Below are 17,108 nucleotides of genomic sequence, written 5' to 3' on the forward strand. Positions count from 1 at the left end.
GACAGGCATCACACCTCGGTGTCCGCTGTCAGGGGCGGCGTGAGGTCTCCAGCACGCGCGCTACGGCGGCGGCGACGATGTCGGCCGGTGTCTCGGTGTCGAACGACAGCTGGTAGCCACGGACCTTGGCGGTGCCCGTGACGGCGATCTTCCATCCCTCGCCGTCAGTGCCCTGGCGGCCGAGCGGGAACCAGCCGAGGTAGAACCTGCCGTCCTTGGAGCCGACGTGCACGTCCCCGCGATCATCAACGATCAGATGGAAGTCCTCAGCGGAGAACTGGTCCAAGACCAGCGTCGGCTGGCCGGGGCCGAGCTGCCACTCCCGCAGCCGCAATGCTTCGACGGTGGTGGAGAAACCGGGGCCCACCGGGGCTACGGCCACAGGCAATCACCTCTCTGACCTGGGGTTTCTTACAAGGTCGTCTACGTTGACATGCCCTCGCACCCGTTGGCCAGTCTTTCCGCGACCTTTCCTATCTGCCCCCGGCGAACTGCTGGCCCTTGTCATCTTGTGGGATCTCAGATCCGGCTGCACAATCTCACGGCCCGCTTCATATCGACCGCACTTGTGAAGCGGGCTGTGAGACACCGCAGGTCAGCGGCTTGTCCGTCCGGCACCGTCTCAGCGACCGGCGAGGAAATGCAGCGGAGCTGAGACAGCGGGCCGGTGAAGCACCGTGAGACAGCCAGAACAGCGCAGGTCTCAGCACCGCCGCATGAAGCAGAGCCCGAAAACCTACACATCTGGGGATCTCAGACGGCGTGGCTACGTCTCACGGTCCTTGGCCATCTTGTGGCCGATTGGCCACGGATGTGAGACTTCTGGTCGCCCAACGTTGAGATCCCACACAAGCAGTGGTCGCCATCACCGTAGTTGGCGGGCCCCGGGCCGGTAGCGCTTCACTGAGCCCACGGTAACCCCGAGGTCGCACGCGGCTGCCTTCGCCCTGTCTCGGTAGGCGCGGTCAGCGCGGGCGATCATTGCCGGGGAAGGCCGGCTGGCGGCCGGGGTCTTCGGTGCGGAGCCGATCCCGTGTCTCTCTGACGTCAGTCGGCGCTGAACACGTGGGACGGGCCGCCGCGCCATTCCACCCGCTGCGGGTCGTCCAGGATGGCCTCGGGGGCGGTGATGCCTGCGCCTTCGAGGAACACCACCAGGTCGTGGTCGCTGTAGGCGGTGCCGAGGATCTCGTCCCGGCCGCTGCTGTGCACGGTGACCCTCCGGCCGCCCGAAGGGGAGGGCCGGTGCACGACGATCGGTGCGCTGGTCACGCCTTCCAGCGTGCCCGGGACGGCTCGATGAGCCAGTCAGCCCAGGGCATCAAGGAGTGTCGCCGGTCCGGTCGAAAGGCCGGTCGTCGCTCGCACCCGTCACCTGCCCCCGTCGTGGACCGCCTCTCGCACTACCCCGGCCTCGTAGTCTGATGGCGCGTCAGTGGGCGTGCGGGTCAGGCGGTGAGGTCTTTCCTGACGAGGGGCGTGAACGCGGTGGCCGACGCCTCCTGTTGCACGTCCACGCTGGGAGCAGCTCCGCTGGCCGAGGGGAGCCTGAGCGCTTTGACCTCGGAGGCGGGGAAGTCCTCCCGGGCCAGGCCGAGCGTCACGTGGGGCCAGAAGCCGTCCTCCACGATGTTCAGGTGCTGGGTGATGTCCTGCTGGATGCGGGCCAGCTCAGGGCTGTGTTCGACGCCCAGGCGGACTTGTTCCCCCTTTTGCACGGTGGCCTCGTCGTACCGGTAGGCCGGGTTCTTGGCCAGGGTCCAGCTGCCGTGGCGTACCTCGCCGGTCAGGCGGACAGCAGGCGCAGACCATGTTCCTTCGCTGATGAAGGAGCGGGCGTCGGCCAGTCTCCGGTCGTCCGCGCCGTGCAGGAAACCCAAGGTGATGTGAATGTGCTCCGGGTTCTGCGGATCGACGCGGTCCTGAAACCCGCGTTGCAGGTCGACAAGATCGTCCACCAGCTCGGACGGGACCCTCAGGCAGATGAACGCATTCGTCGTCCGGCCACTCACCATTGCTTTCCTCCGTGTTCACTCTCCACGCCCACAGCGGATTCCCGCCCGCGGGCGATCTCCTCACCTCGGCTTCACCATGCGAGCGCGCCCATCCTGAGCTACGGCCCTGGCCGTCAAGCGCCGGATCCGCCCGACCGAGGCGGACGAATGTCCCTCCAAGAAACCAGCCCCGCCGCCCCCACGCACCTCGGACCGTCACGCTGAGTTATGGGCCCAGCCCGCCGGTCGAACAATCCCCTGCGGATTGGCGCACGGCCTCGCGACGCCGTTGCGAGGCGACGTGAGATGTGGGCCCATGTAGTCCTAGGTTGCTCTAAACCGGCTCGGAGCGGCGAGATGTGGGGTGCCGGGGCGCGGTGACGCAGTGCGTCGACGACCTTCGGAGCGATTCGTTTCCTTGCCGGTGCCTCCGCCCTCCGAAGCAGTGCCGCTCCGCCAGCCTGATCGGCTGCAGCGTCATGGGCTTTCTGGTTACGCCACAGCGCGGGCCGATGAGTTTGTGGGTCCCGGCCGGTCCAAGCTCGTGACACCCCAGGAAAGGACACCGCCATGTCGGAGCTTCTCGTCGACTTCATCACCTCCCTCGATGGCTACGCATCGGGAGAGGGATGGCCCGGGTTCTGGGGCCTCGAGGGCCCGGAGTACCTCGCTTGGCTCGGCGAGCAGCCCGAGGCCACCTACCTGATGGGAGCGAAGACCTACCGCCTGATGTCGGGCTTCGCCGCAGGCGAGGTCCCGAGTGGCCAAGACGAGTTCAGGCCCGAAGAAGAGGCGTCCGTCGACGAGCTCACGCAAGCGTCCAAGGTGGTGTTCTCGTCCTCACTCGATGAGCCACTGACGTGGGCCAACTCCACGCTCGTCCGCGACGATGCCGTCGAGGCGGTCCGCGCCATGAAGTCGGATGGCTCGGGACTCCTCAGCACGATCGGCAGCCTCAGCCTGTGCCGGTCCCTGCTACGAGCCGGACTCGTCGACCGCTTCCGGGTCGTGATGCTCCCGGTGATCACCGGGGCCACGGGCGAAGAACGCATCTACGACGGCTATCCGGACGTTGCCCTCGAGATGATCGAGCACCGCACTTTCGACGGCCGCATCCAGCTGGTCGAGTACAAGCCTCGCGTGCTCGAGCACCCGCCCCTCGGCGTCCCTGCGTAACGTTGCCCCGTCCACCGGTCTGGATGGCCGCCCGGGGCCGGACTCGTTTATTCGGAACGTGGGTCCGTGGGGCGTGTTGAGCGGAACGGGACGGGCGGTTGCCCGCGTTCGGAGAACTCGACGAGTCCTGAGCAGACAGCAGGCGCCTTTCCTTGGAGGTGGGATTACGCCGTAGCGGGCGCGGGTGAGCACCGGCGAGGATGCCCACCCTGACCGCGGACCAGAAACTTGCCCCGCTCCGCTCCACCCGCGGTGTTCGGCGCGAGAGCGGCCATCGGGCTGCTGGGCGGGATGATCGGGCTGGACGGTGCCGAGTTCCCCCTGCCACTGCTCTTCAACCCCTTCGGGCTCGCCGCACTCTCGGCGGTCATCCTGAGCAAGGCGATGAGCCTGGTCGCGGTCGTAGCCGCGCTGCCCGCCCGGCTGGTGGCGGTCCCGGACGGCGAGGCCGCCGCCCGCTGGCCTGTCGCGGTCAACCTGCTGGCCGGCGCCCTGCTCGGTGCGGGGCCGGTGCGTACCCCCGGTCCACGTACTGCTGCCGCACGGCGACGCCCTCGGATCCTGTCACCGACACCTTGCCCAGCATCACGGCGCGGAGGGTCGCCGGGCAGCGACGAGGGCTCGATCACTGCGGCAGCCTCACGAGGCATCGACGTGTTCGAGGACGACAAAGCCCCTGGACTCCAAGCTATGGAATCCGGGGGCTGTGTCGCAAAGAGGGCGGGGTGGGGGTCAGCTCTCGGTGGCGTCGTCGGTGGGGCCGTCCGTGCGGCTGCGGCGCACCATGGCGAAGGCGCCTGCGCCTGCCGGGATCAGCACTGCCGCACCGCCGATCAGGGGTTCGGGACGAGGGCTCAGCGCGTGCGGGCCCCTGCGGGAGTAGCCGGCTGGGCTGGAGTGCTGCGCGGGGTACGGCCGGCTGCGCGCCTGGGCGCGGACGCGGCCCGGGCGCCGGGGAACCAGACGGCGGTGTACTGCTCGATGGCGTCGCGCAGCCCGGCGGTGACGGCTCCCTTCCACGGCGGCTCGCCGGGACGGTGGTGCTTGTCGAAGGTGCCGTACTGCTTGGTGTTCGGTGGGGTGTTGGTGGCTTCGTCGCGGCGGTGGAAGGTGCCGTGGTCAAGGAAGCTGAGGGCCACCGCGTCGATCTCGCCGCGGTCCGGGTGGACGACTGCCAGGCGCAAGCCGCCATAGGTGTCCTCGTAGATGGTGCGGCTGAAGTCGATCCGCAGCCGCAGGGGCGTACCCGGGACGGGGGCGGCGTAGTAGGTGTTGGCCACGACGGTGTGGTCGTGGAAGGGGAGGCACAGCTCGGCGAAGAACTCGGGCGCCATCAGGGACATGAGGGATCTCCAGTCGAGGTCGGGCCAGTGTCAGCGGCGTGGGCCGGGAAGGGCTGGCCAGCTGGTGGTGCTCCAGCGCGGGACGCTGGACGCGGGGAGCGCGGTTGGGCGGCGGGATGCGGCGGCCCGCTGCACGTCGAGCGGAGTGGGGGCCGGCGGGCCGGGCGGGATGATCGGGGTGAGCTGGGCCATCCCCTTGAGGTAGCTGAGGGTCTCCTCGCGCCATCGGGGCAGCGGGGCCGGGTCGGCGACGCACTCGGTGACGGCGGTGAGCAGGGCGACGGGGGTGTCGGTGCTGGCCGTGGCGTACCAGGCGGGCCGGTCGATGGACGTGCCCGCCCACAGTTGCCAGCGGGCGTCCCGTGTCGTCAGTTCGGCTTCCGGGTCGAGGTCGCCGGTGGTGAACTCCATGCTGGCGAGTCCGTCCGGGGCTTGGACCGCGAAGACGCCCCAGCGCGGTCGGTTGATCTCCCAGCCCTGTTTCAGGAGCGGGACGATGGCGAGGAAGGGATCGTGCTCGTCGACCCCGGAGACAGGCCGGGCGAGGTAGGCATCCGGCCCCTGCCCGTACACCGCGGCCAGGACGGTGGTGAACGCGGTCACGAACTCGGTGGGGACACGGTCGTTGAAGCAGACGCCCCATGTCGGCGGGCCGAACGGATCCTTGTAGGCGTTGATGCGCCAGAGCCCGTCGTCCTCGCCTTCGGGCAGGTAGCCCAGACGTACGCGCCGGTCGGGGGCGCTGACGTAGACGTTAGCGAGTTCGTCGTACTGGAGGTCCCAGCCCAGGTCGAGCAGCGGGGTGAGGGCGGGGTCACCGGTATAGGTGCTGCTCGCGAGGTGGCGCGGGGAGACGTAGACGTCGCCGTCGATGTCGCGGCGTGGATCGGGCCGGGTGTTCATCGGTCCGCCCTCGTCGTGACGGTGATCTCGTCGGCGGCGGTGTCGAGGCGCTCGGTGACCTCGGCGGTGTTGCGGCCGGTGACGTTGTAGAACCCGGCCCGGGCGGTGAACAGGTCGCCCTCGGGTAGCAGGACGAGCTGGTCGCCGATCTCGCGGAGCCACTGCACCTGGCGCAGCCAGGGGGTGTGGGCGGCGAACGGCTGGTTGATCTGCCGCTCCATGAGCGTGCCGGAGGCGTCCGGGTAGAGCATGCGGATGCCCGCGGCCCCGTGGCGGGTCGGGGTGAGGTCCGGGGCTCGACCGCAGGCGAGGTCGGCTGCGGCCTTGAGCAGGTCGATGCCGGTGGCGAGGCGGACGAGGTGGCCGATCATGTCGCCGCCGACGCGCGCGTTGACTTCGATCAGCCGGGGCCGGCCGTCAACGAGGCGCAGCTCGACGTGCTGCACTCCGTCGGTGATCCCCAGCGCCTTGACCGCGGCGACGGCGGCCGGGGCGACCTGTGCCACGAGCGGGTCCGCGGCATCGACGGTATGCCCGGTCTCGTCGAAGTACGGTGCGGGACCCAGGTGCTTGCGGGTCACGGCGACCGCCGTGGTGACGCCGCGGTGGGTGACGCACTCGACCGAGACTTCCGGCCCGTCGAGGTACTCCTCGACCAGGACGCCGGTGTCCTCGCGGCTGCGGCTCGCGCCGAAGGAGGCGAACGCGAAGGCGGCGGGCAGTTCTTCGGGCCGGTCGACGCGGATCACACCGATGCTTCCGGCGGACGCGGCGGGCTTGATGACAGCGGGATAGCCCAGCGTCGTCGTCGCCAGAGCGGCTTCCCGCAGGGTCCGCGCCTTCATTGAGGCGGCCGAAGGCACCCCGTGGCGGGCGAACAGGCTACGGGCGATCGCCTTGTTGCGACAGCCGCGCACTGCCTCGACGGACGTCGAGTACCTGCCGAACGCGCGGGCGAGGCGGGCGGTGGGGACGAGACACCACTCGTCCCAGGTAACCACGCCGGCGAGGTCGTGGCGGGCCGCCAGGCTCCGGGCAACAGTGAGCAGGGCTTTGGTGTCGTCCAGATCGGCGACGGCGTGGTCGACGATGTACGGCCTCTCCCACGTCGGCTCAGCGCCGGTGAGCAGGACAATGTCGTACTCGGCGGCCACCTGCTCAAGGCAGTAGCCACGGTAGGTCTCATCGCCGGGCGAGACGACGAGAACACGGGGGCGTGCGGACAAGAAAGGTTCTCCGAATTGGTGCGCGGCGGGATATGGGACGGGTCCTGTCAGTCGGCACGGCGGCGGCGCAGCTCGAACGCGCCGGCCCCCTTGGGGTGGGACCCGATCAACCGCCAGGCGTAGAGGGCGGTGACGTTGTTGCTCAGCCCAGCCACGCCGTACGGGAGCTGGCGGCGCAGGTCCTCGAACAGGTACTTCAAGCTGACCCGAGTTGCGCCAGCGGCCAGGCGTTCCAGGGCCTTGGAGACGAGCGGGTTGTGGGCGTCGAAGGCGTGGAACTGCTCGGTGATGGTGCGACCGGTCGCGCGGTGCGATCCGAGGGCGGCGATGGACATGCAGTTCTCCACAGGCTGGGGGCGCAGCGCGGTCAAGTGCGCAGGGCAGGATCGGTGCGTAGGCGGGCGAAGGCGCAGAACAGGCCGAGGGCCTGCAGCGCGGCGCAGATGGTGATGACGTGGCCCAGCGCGTCGGGCGAGGTGATCGCGGTCAGTACGCCGGCGATGGGGAAGGGCAGCAGGAGGATGAGGATGGTTGCCGACAGGGTGCTGGCGAACCGGTCGGGTGGGATCAGGCGGGAGCGCAGGGTGCGCAGGACCACCGTCATGCCGCCCTCTGCCGCCATCAGAACCGCGACCATGACCAAGTAGCAGAGGTAGTCGGGGGCTTGTGCGGCTGCGAGGCAGGCGAGTGAGGCGACGGCGGCGCAGGCTGCTCCGACCGGCCACAGGCCCAGGCGGTCGATCGCGAACCGGCAGAGTGTGACGCTCAGAAGCGTGGCTGCCGCGGCTGCGGACCAGACCAGGCCGACGGCGGTGGTCGAGTGCCCGAAGTGCTTGACGACGATCACCGGACCGGCGGCCTGGAGGAAGCCGATCGCGAGGTTGGAGAGGGTCAGTCCGGTCACGAGCCAGCCGAGCGCGGGCAGGGACCGGATGGTGCGCCACCCGGTGAGCAACCCGGCACTCGCGCCGTCCTTCGAAGCCCGGACAGGGGCATCGGACGAGGGCGGTGTGCGCAGGGCGAGCAGCGCGGCGAGAAGCGAGAGCACCGTGATCACCGCGAGCATCTGCGGCGGGCCCGTGAGCAGGAGCAGTCCGGCGAGCGCCGGTCCGGCCAGGGTCGCGGTCTGGTCGATCCCCAGCAGGACGGCCTGGACACGGTGGGCCCGCGCCCCCGCTCTACGGCCGGCAGCGGCGCCTGCGGTCTCGGCCGCGATGTAGCTGAACTCGGTGAGTACGCCGGTGGTCGCCGCGAGCACCATCACGGTCGCGCTCGCCACCATGCCGGACGGATGGAGGCGGAGCAGGGCCGCGCCTGCGGCGAGGGCCAGCGCGCGTCCCAGGGAGGCGAGGTGGAAGACCCTCGCGGCCCCGCGCCGCTCGACAACCGGTCCGGCCCACCCGAACGCAGCCAGCCGCGGGAGCCACTCCAGGGCGAACGCGAGGCCCGTCAGCGCGGCGGAGCGTGTCGTGGCCAGGACGAGCAGCGGAATGCCGTAGGTGGACATCGCGAACGCCAACGCGTCCGCCGTGCGCGGCAGGTAGATGCTGCGCATCAGCCCGGTGGTGTGGCGTGCGGGCCGGGGTGTGACCGCTTGGCTCACGCGACCGGCTCAGGTTCGAACATCCTGGCCACGTGGGGGTTGTCGGCCAGCCACTGGATCAGAAGCGTGTGGAGACGGGCCAGGCCCACCTCCGCACCATCGGCGCGCTCGGTGGTCAGCGATGGTGCCAGCAGGTCGAGGACGCACCGGATGCGGCTGCTGAACTCGCTGACGAGGGCCGGGACGGCGTGGCGTCGGGCCCAGCGAGCGATCGCGTCGTACAGGTCGGCCAACTCCATCCCCGCCTCAGTCAGTTCCAGACCGGCGCCGGGCGCCAGCCGGACGAGACCGAGGGCGCGGGCCGTGTCGGATGCGCTGCGAAGTTGGTGCGTGGAGAGGTCGGGCAGGGTGCCGGCCAGCCGTCGCGGCGCTATGGCGCCGTTGTCGTCGATCTCGGAGACGAGACGAACCAGGGGCCGCGAGGCGAGCACTTCGACGATGCGCTGCGCGTCGGCCGAGGTGAGAGGGGTGCTCATCGGCGCGGGCCTCCCGCCGGGATGGCTGCCTTCGGGCGGGCGGTCGTGGCGTGCGAGAAGAGATCCCCGTTGTCCCAGGCCGGAGAGGACGGGGCTGTCCGTGCGGGTGGGAGCGCCGTGCGGGCCGGCCGGGACTGGCTGCTGACCCACGGCCTCGGCGCGGGCTTCGCGTGCGGGTTCCCCCAGATCGGGTGCTGGGCCGGCCGGTCGAGGGGCTGCCCGGCGGACCAGGCGGACAGGGTTCCGAGCAGGGGGCCAAGGCCGTCGCCTGCGGAGGACAGCCGGTAGGGCCTGCCGATGCCGTCCGTGTCGACCAGGCCGTCGGCGACGAGTTGCCGCAAGGGCGGATAGACGTTGGTCCAGTCGCTGCGGGGCATCACGAGCCGGGCCAGGGCCCGGCCGCTGACCTCCTGGCGGGCCTTGAGCACCCACAGGATGGCGGCGGCGTGGCGCCGGGTGAGCAGAGTGAGGGTGTCCTCGATCTGCTCGATCGCGGGCAGCGGGCGGTCCGTCTTCTCCAGGTGTTCCTCGGCCCAGGTGACGCTCATCGGCAGGATAGGCAGCAGGGCAGCGCCACGTTCGGTGTGGCCGTAGGTCACGTGCCGTGCGGTGTGTTCGGTGCGTTCGACGAGTCCGGCCTCGCACAGCGCCTTGAGCTTGAGGTGGGTCTGGCTGTTCTGCAGCCAGGACACCTTGCCCGCCAGTTCCCTGTAGCGCAGTGGCGGGCCGGAGAGGGCCAGGAGGATCCTCACGTTCCAGCGCGGGGTGATCATGGCGAGGGCCTCGGCGACCCGGGCGATGTCGGCGTCGGTGTCAGGAGGCAGAGCGGTGATGGCCAAAGGAGGAACTCCTGGGTGAAGGAGAAGGGGGATCGCCTGCGGGTCAGCGGCTGTGCGCCGGACTCGGCGCCGCATGAGGCGGAGCCGGAGCTGGCGGCAAGGGAGCCGGCGGGGTTGGCATCGGGGCCGGGACGCGGGCCAGGCTCTGCAGGACGGCGGCGACCGATTTGGCCTGAACCTCGCGGACGGCGACGGCTTCGGCGAGGCGGCGGGTCCCGTCGAGGAGGTGGGAGACCTCGTGCGGGCCGATCTGCCGCTCGGGGTGGATGAGCCGGGCAAGGCGGTCACGCTGGAAGTCGATGCTGCGCTCGGCGAGGGCGAGGTCGTCGTGCATGCCGAGCAGGGCGGAGAGCATGCCGGGCGGCTGGTCCTGGGCGTGGGCTTCGAGATCGGCGAGCGGTGCGCCGTACAGGTCCTCGATCCGTCCGGCTATCTCGGGGGACGTCGGATGGGGCAAGCGGTGGCCTTCACGGTCGGCGGGGCCGGGCCGCCCCGGCGCGCGAGGGTGCCGGGGCGGCCGGTCGCCGGGCGGCCCCCGATCGGGGCAACACGGCGGTGACACGCCTTCAGGTAGGTGTCACAAGGTGGCTTCAGGAGGAGGGGCAGCTCCTACTTGATGAACTGGTGCCAGGCCCCGCACCCCGTGGGCTTGTGGCCGCTCTTCACCACGCAGACCCGCATCTTGAAGTTCACGCCCGAGTAGATCGTCGGCGTCTTCCAACTGCCCCGACCATTGGCCAACTTGTCCGTGACGTCGGTGACGTAGTAGCCGTCGCGGACGGTGCGGACCTGGGTGATCGCGCTGTACCCATCCTTCTTGAGGTCGTTGGCAAAGACCTGGCTGGTCGCGCTGTTGTAGTAGCCCTCGGCGCGGTTGCCCGGGGAGGTCCACCAGCCCGAACTCGCCGCGGAGGCGGGCGTGGCTGCCAGACCCGCGGTGAGGGCGAGGCCCAGGGTCGCTACGGCCGCTCCCGTGCGGATACGCGGGTTCTTGATCAGGTGTGACATGGGGATCTTCCGTTCTTAGATGTTGTGGCGCGCAGCTCTGGACGGCTGCGGATGTCCGGTCAGTCCGGCTGCCGTGGGAGGGGGCAGGGTCGTGAAGACGCTTGCCTGCATGAGCCGGACAGGCCGGGGCCGCTGGCCGGGGGGCATGGTGCGCAGCAGGTCGTCCAGGGCGGCGCGGTAGCTGTCGCGGGCGACGAGGCCCGCGTCCAGCCACTGCGCGTCGAGGCGGAGCTGTGCGGCTGACAGCTCGGCCATGTCGCGTTCGGGTGCCATGTCGGCGTGTACGCGGTCGCGGACTCGGGCGACCTGTTCCTCGGCGAGCGCGAGGAAGGAGCGCAGTTCCAGGGCGCGCGTCAGCGCAGGAGAGCAATCGGCGCCGGTCGCAGCCGCGTACAGCTCGGGCACGGGGGCGCCGAAGACCTCGGCCAGCCGGCTGTCGATGGTGCTGGGCTTGAGCCGGACGCTCATCGCTGCGCTGCCCTGCCCGTTCGCGATGCCATTGCCGGCTCGGTCGCGGGGCGGCGCGGGGCACTGGTCTGCGGGGCCGGGCCCTTGTGGGTGGCGCGGTTGAGTCGGGCGAGCCGGTCGGCGGCGAGACTCTGCTTTCCCGGGGCGTTCGGGTCGAGGAGCCAGCGCACGACTAGGGCCCGTCCGTCCCGCGTGGTCACGGCCGCGTTGACGCGGTGGGCGAGGTCCATCGTCGGGTCGTCCACCTCGCTGGGCTGTGTGTGCAGCGCGGCGACGAGGGCGTCCTCGGCACGGTCGAGTGCCGCCTGGGACTCGGTGAGCAGGCCGTGCCACCTGACGATGTCGGTGGCTTTACGGTTGGCTGCGGGGGCTGCGGCGACCGCTGCCTTCAGCCGGTCGAGATCCATCCCGAATCGCGTTTCGATCTGTTCGGTGAGCACCCCCACGATGTCCGTGGCGGCTTCGGCTATTTCGTCAGGCAAGGAGAGCTCCTCCGAAAAGGGCTCAGCGGCCCGGTCGTTCAGGTGTCGGGAGTCGTGAATGCGATGAACTCGGCAGCGCCACATTCCGGTTGTCGCGAAGCCAGTGACGTGGTGGTTGGGGGCGCCGCGCAGCTGGTGGTGGGGCCGCCCGCAGGGGGAGAGCGATCGCGCCGATCACCGCGGCGGTTTTGAAGGGTGGGGTCGTGTGCATGCGGAAGAGATCTCCGTGCAGGCATAGGGATTGCGTGGAATGGTGCAGCGGGGGTTTTCCCTGCGGCCCCATAAGAGTCCGGAGAATCGCCGGTTTGGCTAACCGGCGATCGTCGGCTATGTTGCGCCGCTCTCCTCGGCCTCGGCGCTCAGCGCGAGCGGCCGGGAGGGCGCGGAGCAGGGGCCTTCGGCACGCCGGCCGGGCGGCTGGCTGCGGCTGCCGGGCGGACCGGAGGGAGAGGGCTGACCTCGCCGGCGAGGCGGTCGCGGCACCACTGCAGTGCCTCGCCCACCGTGTCGAAGCCGCCCTCGCGCAGGGTGTAGGACCACACCTCGGTGTCGACCTCCTCGACCACGACACGAAACGGGGAGAGGGTTCGCTCGTCGAGGGCACGCAGGGCCACCAATGTGACCATGTCGTCCAGGTCGTCCCGGGTGTAGGAGTAGCCCATCGCGAAGTGGTCTCCGTCGCCGACAAGACGCTGTTCCAGGGCTCGCGTCATCTCGTCTGCCGGCGGCGGGCCCAAGTCCGCCGCAGGGTTGAGTCCGATGGCATCGGGAGGGCATCCGCGGTGGATCAGCCAGGACTGCGCCATCGCGGGCAGCGGCAGCAGAGCATGATCCCAGTCGAACGTCTTCCTCGTCTGGTCCCGCTTCAGGTGCACGGCGATGTACTGAGGAATGCCTGGGTGATCGTAGGTGGCGGTGCGGTCGAACAGGACGTAGTAGCTGTGCACGCCGTCAGGGGTGTGGTGTTCGGCGAGGGGGACGAGCATGTCCTCGCGCACTGCGACATGGCGGTAGAAGTCGCGGTAGACCCCTAGGTCGGCGTCGAGATCGTCCAGGTCGAAGACGACTTCGGGGACGTCCTTCCCGGTGAGTGCAGGGTCGATGGGAGGCAAGAGGAATCTTTCGGTGCGGGGTCAGCGCCGGGGTGCCGGAGTGGATGGCCATGAGCCGGGGCGAACTGTCCTATCTGGCAGAGGGGTTGGAGTCGGCTGGGGGCGAGCGGCGCGCAGGGCGGCGCGTCCGGCGTCGGTCAGGACAACGGGTTGTCCGGCGTGTACGGGATGGGCGGTGTCGCGAGAGGCGAGTCCGGCGTTCTCCAGCCGCTGCAGCTCGGCGTACGGGATGCGCGCGCCGGAGGCGCACCTCACGGACATCCGGTGGGTGAGCAGGTGCTCGTAGAACTTGGCGCCACCCGCGATCGCGAGCAGGGCTGCCTGGTCAGCGGCCGATAGCGCGTCAGCCTTGACCGTCGGTGAGGCGCTTGCGGCGGCGGCCTCGATGAGCTCCAGGGCGGCCAGCACCCGCTGCACGGCGGCGGCGCGTACGTCGGCAGCTTCTTCCAGCTGGTCGACCGTGCGGTCGAGGCGCTGGAGCAGAGCGCGATCGACGGGGAACTCGCCGCTGAACAGACGGTTGAGGAGCTGCCGGTGGAAGGTGACGCCGGTTTCGGCCTGGGTCAACTCGCGATGCTGGTCGACGAGGCGGGCGTGGTCCTCGTCGAGGACGCCGCGCTCGCGATGGGCCCACAGGGTGTCGACATCGTGGCCGGTGGCGGCCTCGATGCGGTGGTCGAGCGCGGAGAGCGCACGCCGGCCTTGGGCCGGCGCGGGATCAGGGGCCATAGGCGAGATCTCCGGGTGGTCAACGGGATTGGTCGTGCGAGGCGTTGTGCGGCGGGCGGGGCAGGCCAGGTTCTACGGAGGGCGGCGGTCCCGGCCTGGGTGCCGGTGCGCGGGTGGTGAGCTGGGGTGAGCGGGAACGGGCCGCGTGCGTGCGGGCGCTCAGGGGCCGGCGGGGCATTCCCAGGCGGCGGCCGACCTCGTCGTAGACGTCGTTGCCGGCCCGCGGGCGGACGGCGACGACGTGGATCTCCCGCCGGTAGCCGGACTCCGCCGGTGCGGGGCGCACGCCGTAGACGACGCGCCAGTCCTTGCGGGAGTCGACGAACAGCTTGCGGTAGTCCTCCAAGTCACCGGTCAGCCGCAGCCCGAAGCGCTCCGCGTTCACCACTTCCTGCAGGTAGGCGAGGGTGAGGTCCCGGATGTCGCTCGGGGCCTGGAGGAGATCGCTCAGCGCGCGCGGGTCGAAGCTGAGGCCGAAGGCCGCCCGCTGCTGGCCCCCGCTCACGCCGTCAGCTGGTAGGACTCACCGGACCCGGAAGGTGCCGCATCGCTCGCCGGCGCCTTCTCGCCACGGGCTGAGGGAGGCGGGCCGGGCAGGAGGCGGTGAGCCGGGCGATCCGGGGAGGTCATGCATGCCGACAGCGGCCCGCCGGGCGCACGGATCGCGGCCATGGCGTGGGTGAGGAAGTCGCGGTGCCACACGAACAGCCCGGACAGGCCCGACTCGGGGTCCCTGTGCTGCTGGTAGGCGAGCCACAGGGCGTGCAGCCACGCCACCACCACGTCGTGCTCCTGCCATTGCAGGCACCAGGGCGCCGCGGTGGTGACCTCCGCCCCGTAGACGGGAAGGAGGAAGTCGTCGACCCAGTCCGACAGGGAATCGAGTTCGTCCTCGCGTTCCTCCCCGTCCAGCTCCAGGATCGGACGCGGCTCCGGCGGCGCGGCCGGGGGCGGTCCGGTGAGCCCTGGCATACCGAACGCCGCGAACGGCTGGGCGGGACCGGGTGACGGGGCAGAGGCGAGGTGGTCGAGCTGCTGGGCCTGCTGCGCCGACTGCTCCATCAGCCGCCGGACGCTGGCCTCGATCCCCTCCAGTTCAGAATCCGGAATGCGCACCGGCTCCGACTCCCCATCAGCCGGGGGTTCTACGGGTTCAGACACGAAAGGATGACCTCCTGGCAGGGTTGGAAATAGGAAAGCGGACACGGCGCGGGGCACCATTCACCCGGCCACGAGAAGGGCGTGTCGCAGCAAGGAGTCCCGGAATGGGCTAAAGGGGGGCCCTTGCCGTTCCCGCCTCAGACGGTGAGAACCACGTCGTCCTGCGTGAGGGTTTCGCGGATCGTCTCGGTGAGCCGGTCGGCCGCGATGGATGCGTAGTGCTCGGTCTTCTCCACACCGATGAAGTCCCGGCCTTCGAGCAGGGCAGCGACCCCGGTCGAGCCGGATCCGGCGCAGAAGTCGAGCACCGTGCCGGCTTCGGGGCTGATCTTGACCAGTTCGCGCATCACCTCGACGGGCTTTTGCGTGATGTGCTGGCGCTTGACGCCGGAGGGCTGCGATGCCGAGTACATACCCGGCAGATAGACCGGATTCCGGGCGCTGTCGATCGGACCCTTCGACGCCCAGACGATGAACTCGCAGTTCTGGGTGAACCGGCCCTTCTGGGGCCTGGCCTGCGGCTTGTGCCAGGCCAACACACCTCGCCAAAGCCACCCGGCCGCCTGGATCGCGTCCGTCGTGGTCGGGAGCTGGCGCCAGTCGGTGAACAGCAGAGCCGTCCCGCCGGTCTTGGTGAGGCGGTGGGCTTCCGTCATGATCTGCGTCAGCCAGAAGCCGTAGCTGCGCTGGTCCATGTTCTCGCCGGTGAAGTCGGCGAGGCCGTTCTTGGAGTCGGCGGAGGTGTACTTCTGCTTCGCGGAGCGGGTGGTGCGCTCCTTCGCTGTCCTACCGCCGGAGTTGTACGGCGGGTCGGTGATGACGGAGTCGACGCAGCCGTCCGGAAGGCCGGAGAGAACAGCCAGAGCGTCGCCCTGGTGAAGGGAAAAAGGCAAAGAGGGACCCCGATTCGGGTGCGGAAACGCGGAGAGAGAAAACCGCCTCGCACAGGAGTCCTCTCGGGCCGGAATTGGGCATGCAGAAACCCAGGGCCGCATACCGAGGACGGGCGAGGGGAGTCCAAAAACTGTAGAGGCGAAACCGCCGACGACCAAGAAGTGCCCTATCGAAGTGCCGATTTCCGGCACCTCACGCCGACTTTTTGGTCAACCGCCAATCCGCACCTACTGTTTTTGAACCGCCCGGCGCACACCGCCGCTGGCCACTCCCCCGCCAAACCTCACGGAGGTACCCCCTGCCCCGGCACACCTAGCTCACTACCCAGCCACGCGGAGCAAGCGGCAACTCGCCCCGCAGCGGCCCGCCTCCGATCGCCCACCCCGGCCGCCGCGCCCTTCCATCTCGCCACGCGTACGCGGCACGCCGGACACCGCACCCCGCAAGGACACATTCATGACGTCTCGCTACCCACCCACGCCCGACACCGCTGACCGGCGAGCGGTCCGCTCCGGTTGAAGGCGCTCGCCGCCGGCATCGGCGTCGTCGTCATCACTCCTTTCCTCCTCGGCGGCGCGGCCATGATGATGGTCAGCTCCAGCGCAGCCCCCACCAACTCCAGCGCCGTCGGCCCGTGCCTGCCGGGCCTGGACACGGACAAGGTCACCGACCAGGTCACCAAGATCCTCGACGGCGCCGACGCCTCCGAGGTCCGCATCAAGGGCCTGGACCTGCCCGGTGAGCAGATCCCGCACGCGCAGACCATCGTCGACACCGGCATCAGCCTCGACGTTCCCAAGCGCGGGCAGATCGTCGCGCTCGCCACGGCGATGCAGGAGAGCCGGCTGCGCAACCTCGCCTACGGCGACCGCGACTCCCTCGGCCTCTTCCAGCAGCGCCCTTCCCAGGGCTGGGGCAGCGCCGAGCAGATCCGCGACCCCACCTACGCGAGCGAGCAGTTCTACCAGCACTTGCTCAAGGTGAGCGGGTGGCAGCAGATGACCGTCACCCAGGCCGCCCAAGTCGTGCAGAAGTCCGGCCTGCCGGACGCCTACGCGCAGTGGGAGAAGCTGGCCACCGCGCTGCAGGCCGCCATCGCCAAGACCTTCCCCGGCGGCGGCAAGGACGCGGCGCAGGACAAGGGGCCGTCGACCCGTACGACCGGCTGTACGCCGGGACAGGACGGTTCCGGGTTCGGCCGCATCCCCGAGGGGAGCGTGCCGAAGGGCTACGCGATTCCCGAGGACGTCGATCCGAAGGCCCGTAAGGCCCTCACTTGGGCGATGCAGCAGCTCGGAACCCTCTATCAGTGGGGCGGGTCCTGCACCAACGCGCACGGCCCCGATCCCATGGGCCGCTGCGACTGTTCCAGCCTGACGCAGCAGGCGTACGCGCAGGCCGGCGTCACCCTCACCCGCACTACGTACACGCAGGTGGGCGAGGGAAAGGCCGTCTCGCCCGCTGATCTCACGCCCGGTGACCTCATCTTCAGTCGCGGTACCGCCGCATGGCCCGAGCACGTCGGCATGTACATGGGCGAGGGCCTCGTGATCGAGGCGCCGCGCACCACCAAGCCGGTCCGGATCACCCCGGTCAAGGACTGGACGATTCTGGCCGCCCGCCGCGTCCTGTGACCTCGCCCGCGCCCCTCGCGCACCTCCCCCTTCGTCTTCCCTTCCCGTCGGCCCTCGCGT

General features: G+C 70.0%; 21 protein-coding genes. 2 read left to right on the forward strand and 19 right to left on the reverse strand.

Features of this window, described 5'->3' with window-relative positions:
- Positions 1-28: 28 nt before the first annotated feature.
- The 3 genes from ACFT32_RS03660 to ACFT32_RS03670 form a co-directional block, all read right to left on the reverse strand.
- Positions 29-382, reverse strand: a complete 354-nt coding sequence (locus tag ACFT32_RS03660; RefSeq protein WP_382485397.1) for a DUF317 domain-containing protein — start codon at positions 380-382, stop codon at positions 29-31.
- 665 nt (positions 383-1,047) lie between these two features.
- Positions 1,048-1,272 carry a hypothetical protein gene (locus ACFT32_RS03665; RefSeq protein ID WP_382485399.1) on the reverse strand — a complete coding sequence of 75 codons (225 nt, stop codon included), beginning with the start codon at positions 1,270-1,272 and terminating at the stop codon, positions 1,048-1,050.
- 176 nt (positions 1,273-1,448) lie between these two features.
- Positions 1,449-2,015, reverse strand: a complete 567-nt coding sequence (locus ACFT32_RS03670; protein WP_382485401.1) for a 2'-5' RNA ligase family protein — start codon at positions 2,013-2,015, stop codon at positions 1,449-1,451.
- A 549-nt stretch (positions 2,016-2,564) separates the two neighbouring features.
- Here ACFT32_RS03670 and ACFT32_RS03675 point away from each other — a divergent pair.
- Positions 2,565-3,170: a dihydrofolate reductase family protein gene (locus tag ACFT32_RS03675; RefSeq protein ID WP_382485403.1), complete on the forward strand. Its 606-nt coding sequence runs from the start codon at positions 2,565-2,567 to the stop codon at positions 3,168-3,170.
- 854 nt (positions 3,171-4,024) lie between these two features.
- On the opposite strand, the gene ACFT32_RS03680 is transcribed toward ACFT32_RS03675, so the two are convergent.
- From ACFT32_RS03680 to ACFT32_RS03755, 16 genes are all read right to left on the reverse strand, one after another.
- Positions 4,025-4,513 (reverse strand): hypothetical protein, encoded by a 489-nt coding sequence (locus tag ACFT32_RS03680; RefSeq protein WP_382485405.1) that lies wholly within the window; start codon positions 4,511-4,513, stop codon positions 4,025-4,027.
- 30 nt (positions 4,514-4,543) lie between these two features.
- The gene (locus tag ACFT32_RS03685) at positions 4,544-5,416 is read right to left on the reverse strand and encodes a DUF317 domain-containing protein (protein WP_382485408.1); all 873 of its coding nucleotides are present in this window, start codon (positions 5,414-5,416) and stop codon (positions 4,544-4,546) included.
- Complete coding sequence (locus ACFT32_RS03690) at positions 5,413-6,642, reverse strand: acetyl-CoA carboxylase biotin carboxylase subunit family protein (RefSeq protein ID WP_382485409.1); 1,230 nt, start codon at positions 6,640-6,642, stop codon at positions 5,413-5,415. Before ACFT32_RS03690 ends, ACFT32_RS03685 begins: the two co-directional genes overlap by 4 nt.
- Positions 6,643-6,689: 47 nt before the next feature.
- The gene (locus tag ACFT32_RS03695) at positions 6,690-6,977 is read right to left on the reverse strand and encodes a hypothetical protein (RefSeq protein WP_382485412.1); all 288 of its coding nucleotides are present in this window, start codon (positions 6,975-6,977) and stop codon (positions 6,690-6,692) included.
- 32 nt (positions 6,978-7,009) lie between these two features.
- A complete protein-coding gene (locus ACFT32_RS03700) occupies positions 7,010-8,245 on the reverse strand; it encodes an MFS transporter (protein WP_382485414.1) in 1,236 nt (411 codons plus the stop codon).
- Complete coding sequence (locus ACFT32_RS03705; RefSeq protein WP_382485416.1) at positions 8,242-8,721, reverse strand: regulator; 480 nt, start codon at positions 8,719-8,721, stop codon at positions 8,242-8,244. The genes ACFT32_RS03700 and ACFT32_RS03705 overlap by 4 nt, the downstream gene beginning before the upstream one ends.
- Complete coding sequence (locus tag ACFT32_RS03710; RefSeq protein WP_382485419.1) at positions 8,718-9,560, reverse strand: winged helix-turn-helix transcriptional regulator; 843 nt, start codon at positions 9,558-9,560, stop codon at positions 8,718-8,720. The genes ACFT32_RS03705 and ACFT32_RS03710 overlap by 4 nt, the downstream gene beginning before the upstream one ends.
- 43 nt (positions 9,561-9,603) lie before the next feature.
- Positions 9,604-10,017, reverse strand: coding sequence for a hypothetical protein (locus ACFT32_RS03715; protein WP_382485421.1), 414 nt, complete (start codon positions 10,015-10,017; stop codon positions 9,604-9,606).
- A gap of 152 nt (positions 10,018-10,169) precedes the next feature.
- Positions 10,170-10,568: a hypothetical protein gene (locus ACFT32_RS03720; protein WP_382485423.1), complete on the reverse strand. Its 399-nt coding sequence runs from the start codon at positions 10,566-10,568 to the stop codon at positions 10,170-10,172.
- Positions 10,569-10,583: 15 nt separating this feature from the next.
- Positions 10,584-11,036, reverse strand: a complete 453-nt coding sequence (locus tag ACFT32_RS03725) for a hypothetical protein (RefSeq protein ID WP_382485426.1) — start codon at positions 11,034-11,036, stop codon at positions 10,584-10,586.
- On the reverse strand, positions 11,033-11,518 hold the full coding sequence (locus tag ACFT32_RS03730; protein ID WP_382485428.1) for a hypothetical protein: 486 nt from the start codon (positions 11,516-11,518) through the stop codon (positions 11,033-11,035). Before ACFT32_RS03730 ends, ACFT32_RS03725 begins: the two co-directional genes overlap by 4 nt.
- Positions 11,519-11,877: 359 nt before the next feature.
- Positions 11,878-12,630, reverse strand: coding sequence for a hypothetical protein (locus tag ACFT32_RS03735; protein ID WP_382485431.1), 753 nt, complete (start codon positions 12,628-12,630; stop codon positions 11,878-11,880).
- A gap of 21 nt (positions 12,631-12,651) precedes the next feature.
- The gene (locus ACFT32_RS03740) at positions 12,652-13,359 is read right to left on the reverse strand and encodes a hypothetical protein (RefSeq protein ID WP_382485433.1); all 708 of its coding nucleotides are present in this window, start codon (positions 13,357-13,359) and stop codon (positions 12,652-12,654) included.
- A gap of 19 nt (positions 13,360-13,378) precedes the next feature.
- Entirely contained in the window at positions 13,379-13,864 is a 486-nt protein-coding gene (locus ACFT32_RS03745) for a hypothetical protein (protein WP_382485435.1), read from the reverse strand.
- Entirely contained in the window at positions 13,861-14,421 is a 561-nt protein-coding gene (locus tag ACFT32_RS03750) for a DUF4913 domain-containing protein (RefSeq protein ID WP_382487021.1), read from the reverse strand. The genes ACFT32_RS03745 and ACFT32_RS03750 overlap by 4 nt, the downstream gene beginning before the upstream one ends.
- A gap of 236 nt (positions 14,422-14,657) precedes the next feature.
- Positions 14,658-15,413, reverse strand: a complete 756-nt coding sequence (locus ACFT32_RS03755; RefSeq protein ID WP_382485437.1) for a DNA-methyltransferase — start codon at positions 15,411-15,413, stop codon at positions 14,658-14,660.
- Between the two features lie 516 nt (positions 15,414-15,929).
- Between ACFT32_RS03755 and ACFT32_RS03760 the strand changes: the two genes are divergently transcribed.
- A complete protein-coding gene (locus ACFT32_RS03760) occupies positions 15,930-17,048 on the forward strand; it encodes a C40 family peptidase (protein WP_382485439.1) in 1,119 nt (372 codons plus the stop codon).
- Positions 17,049-17,108 lie beyond the last annotated feature (60 nt).

The organism is Streptomyces sp. NPDC057002 (assembly GCF_042673825.1).
Lineage (GTDB): Bacteria > Actinomycetota > Actinomycetes > Streptomycetales > Streptomycetaceae > Streptomyces.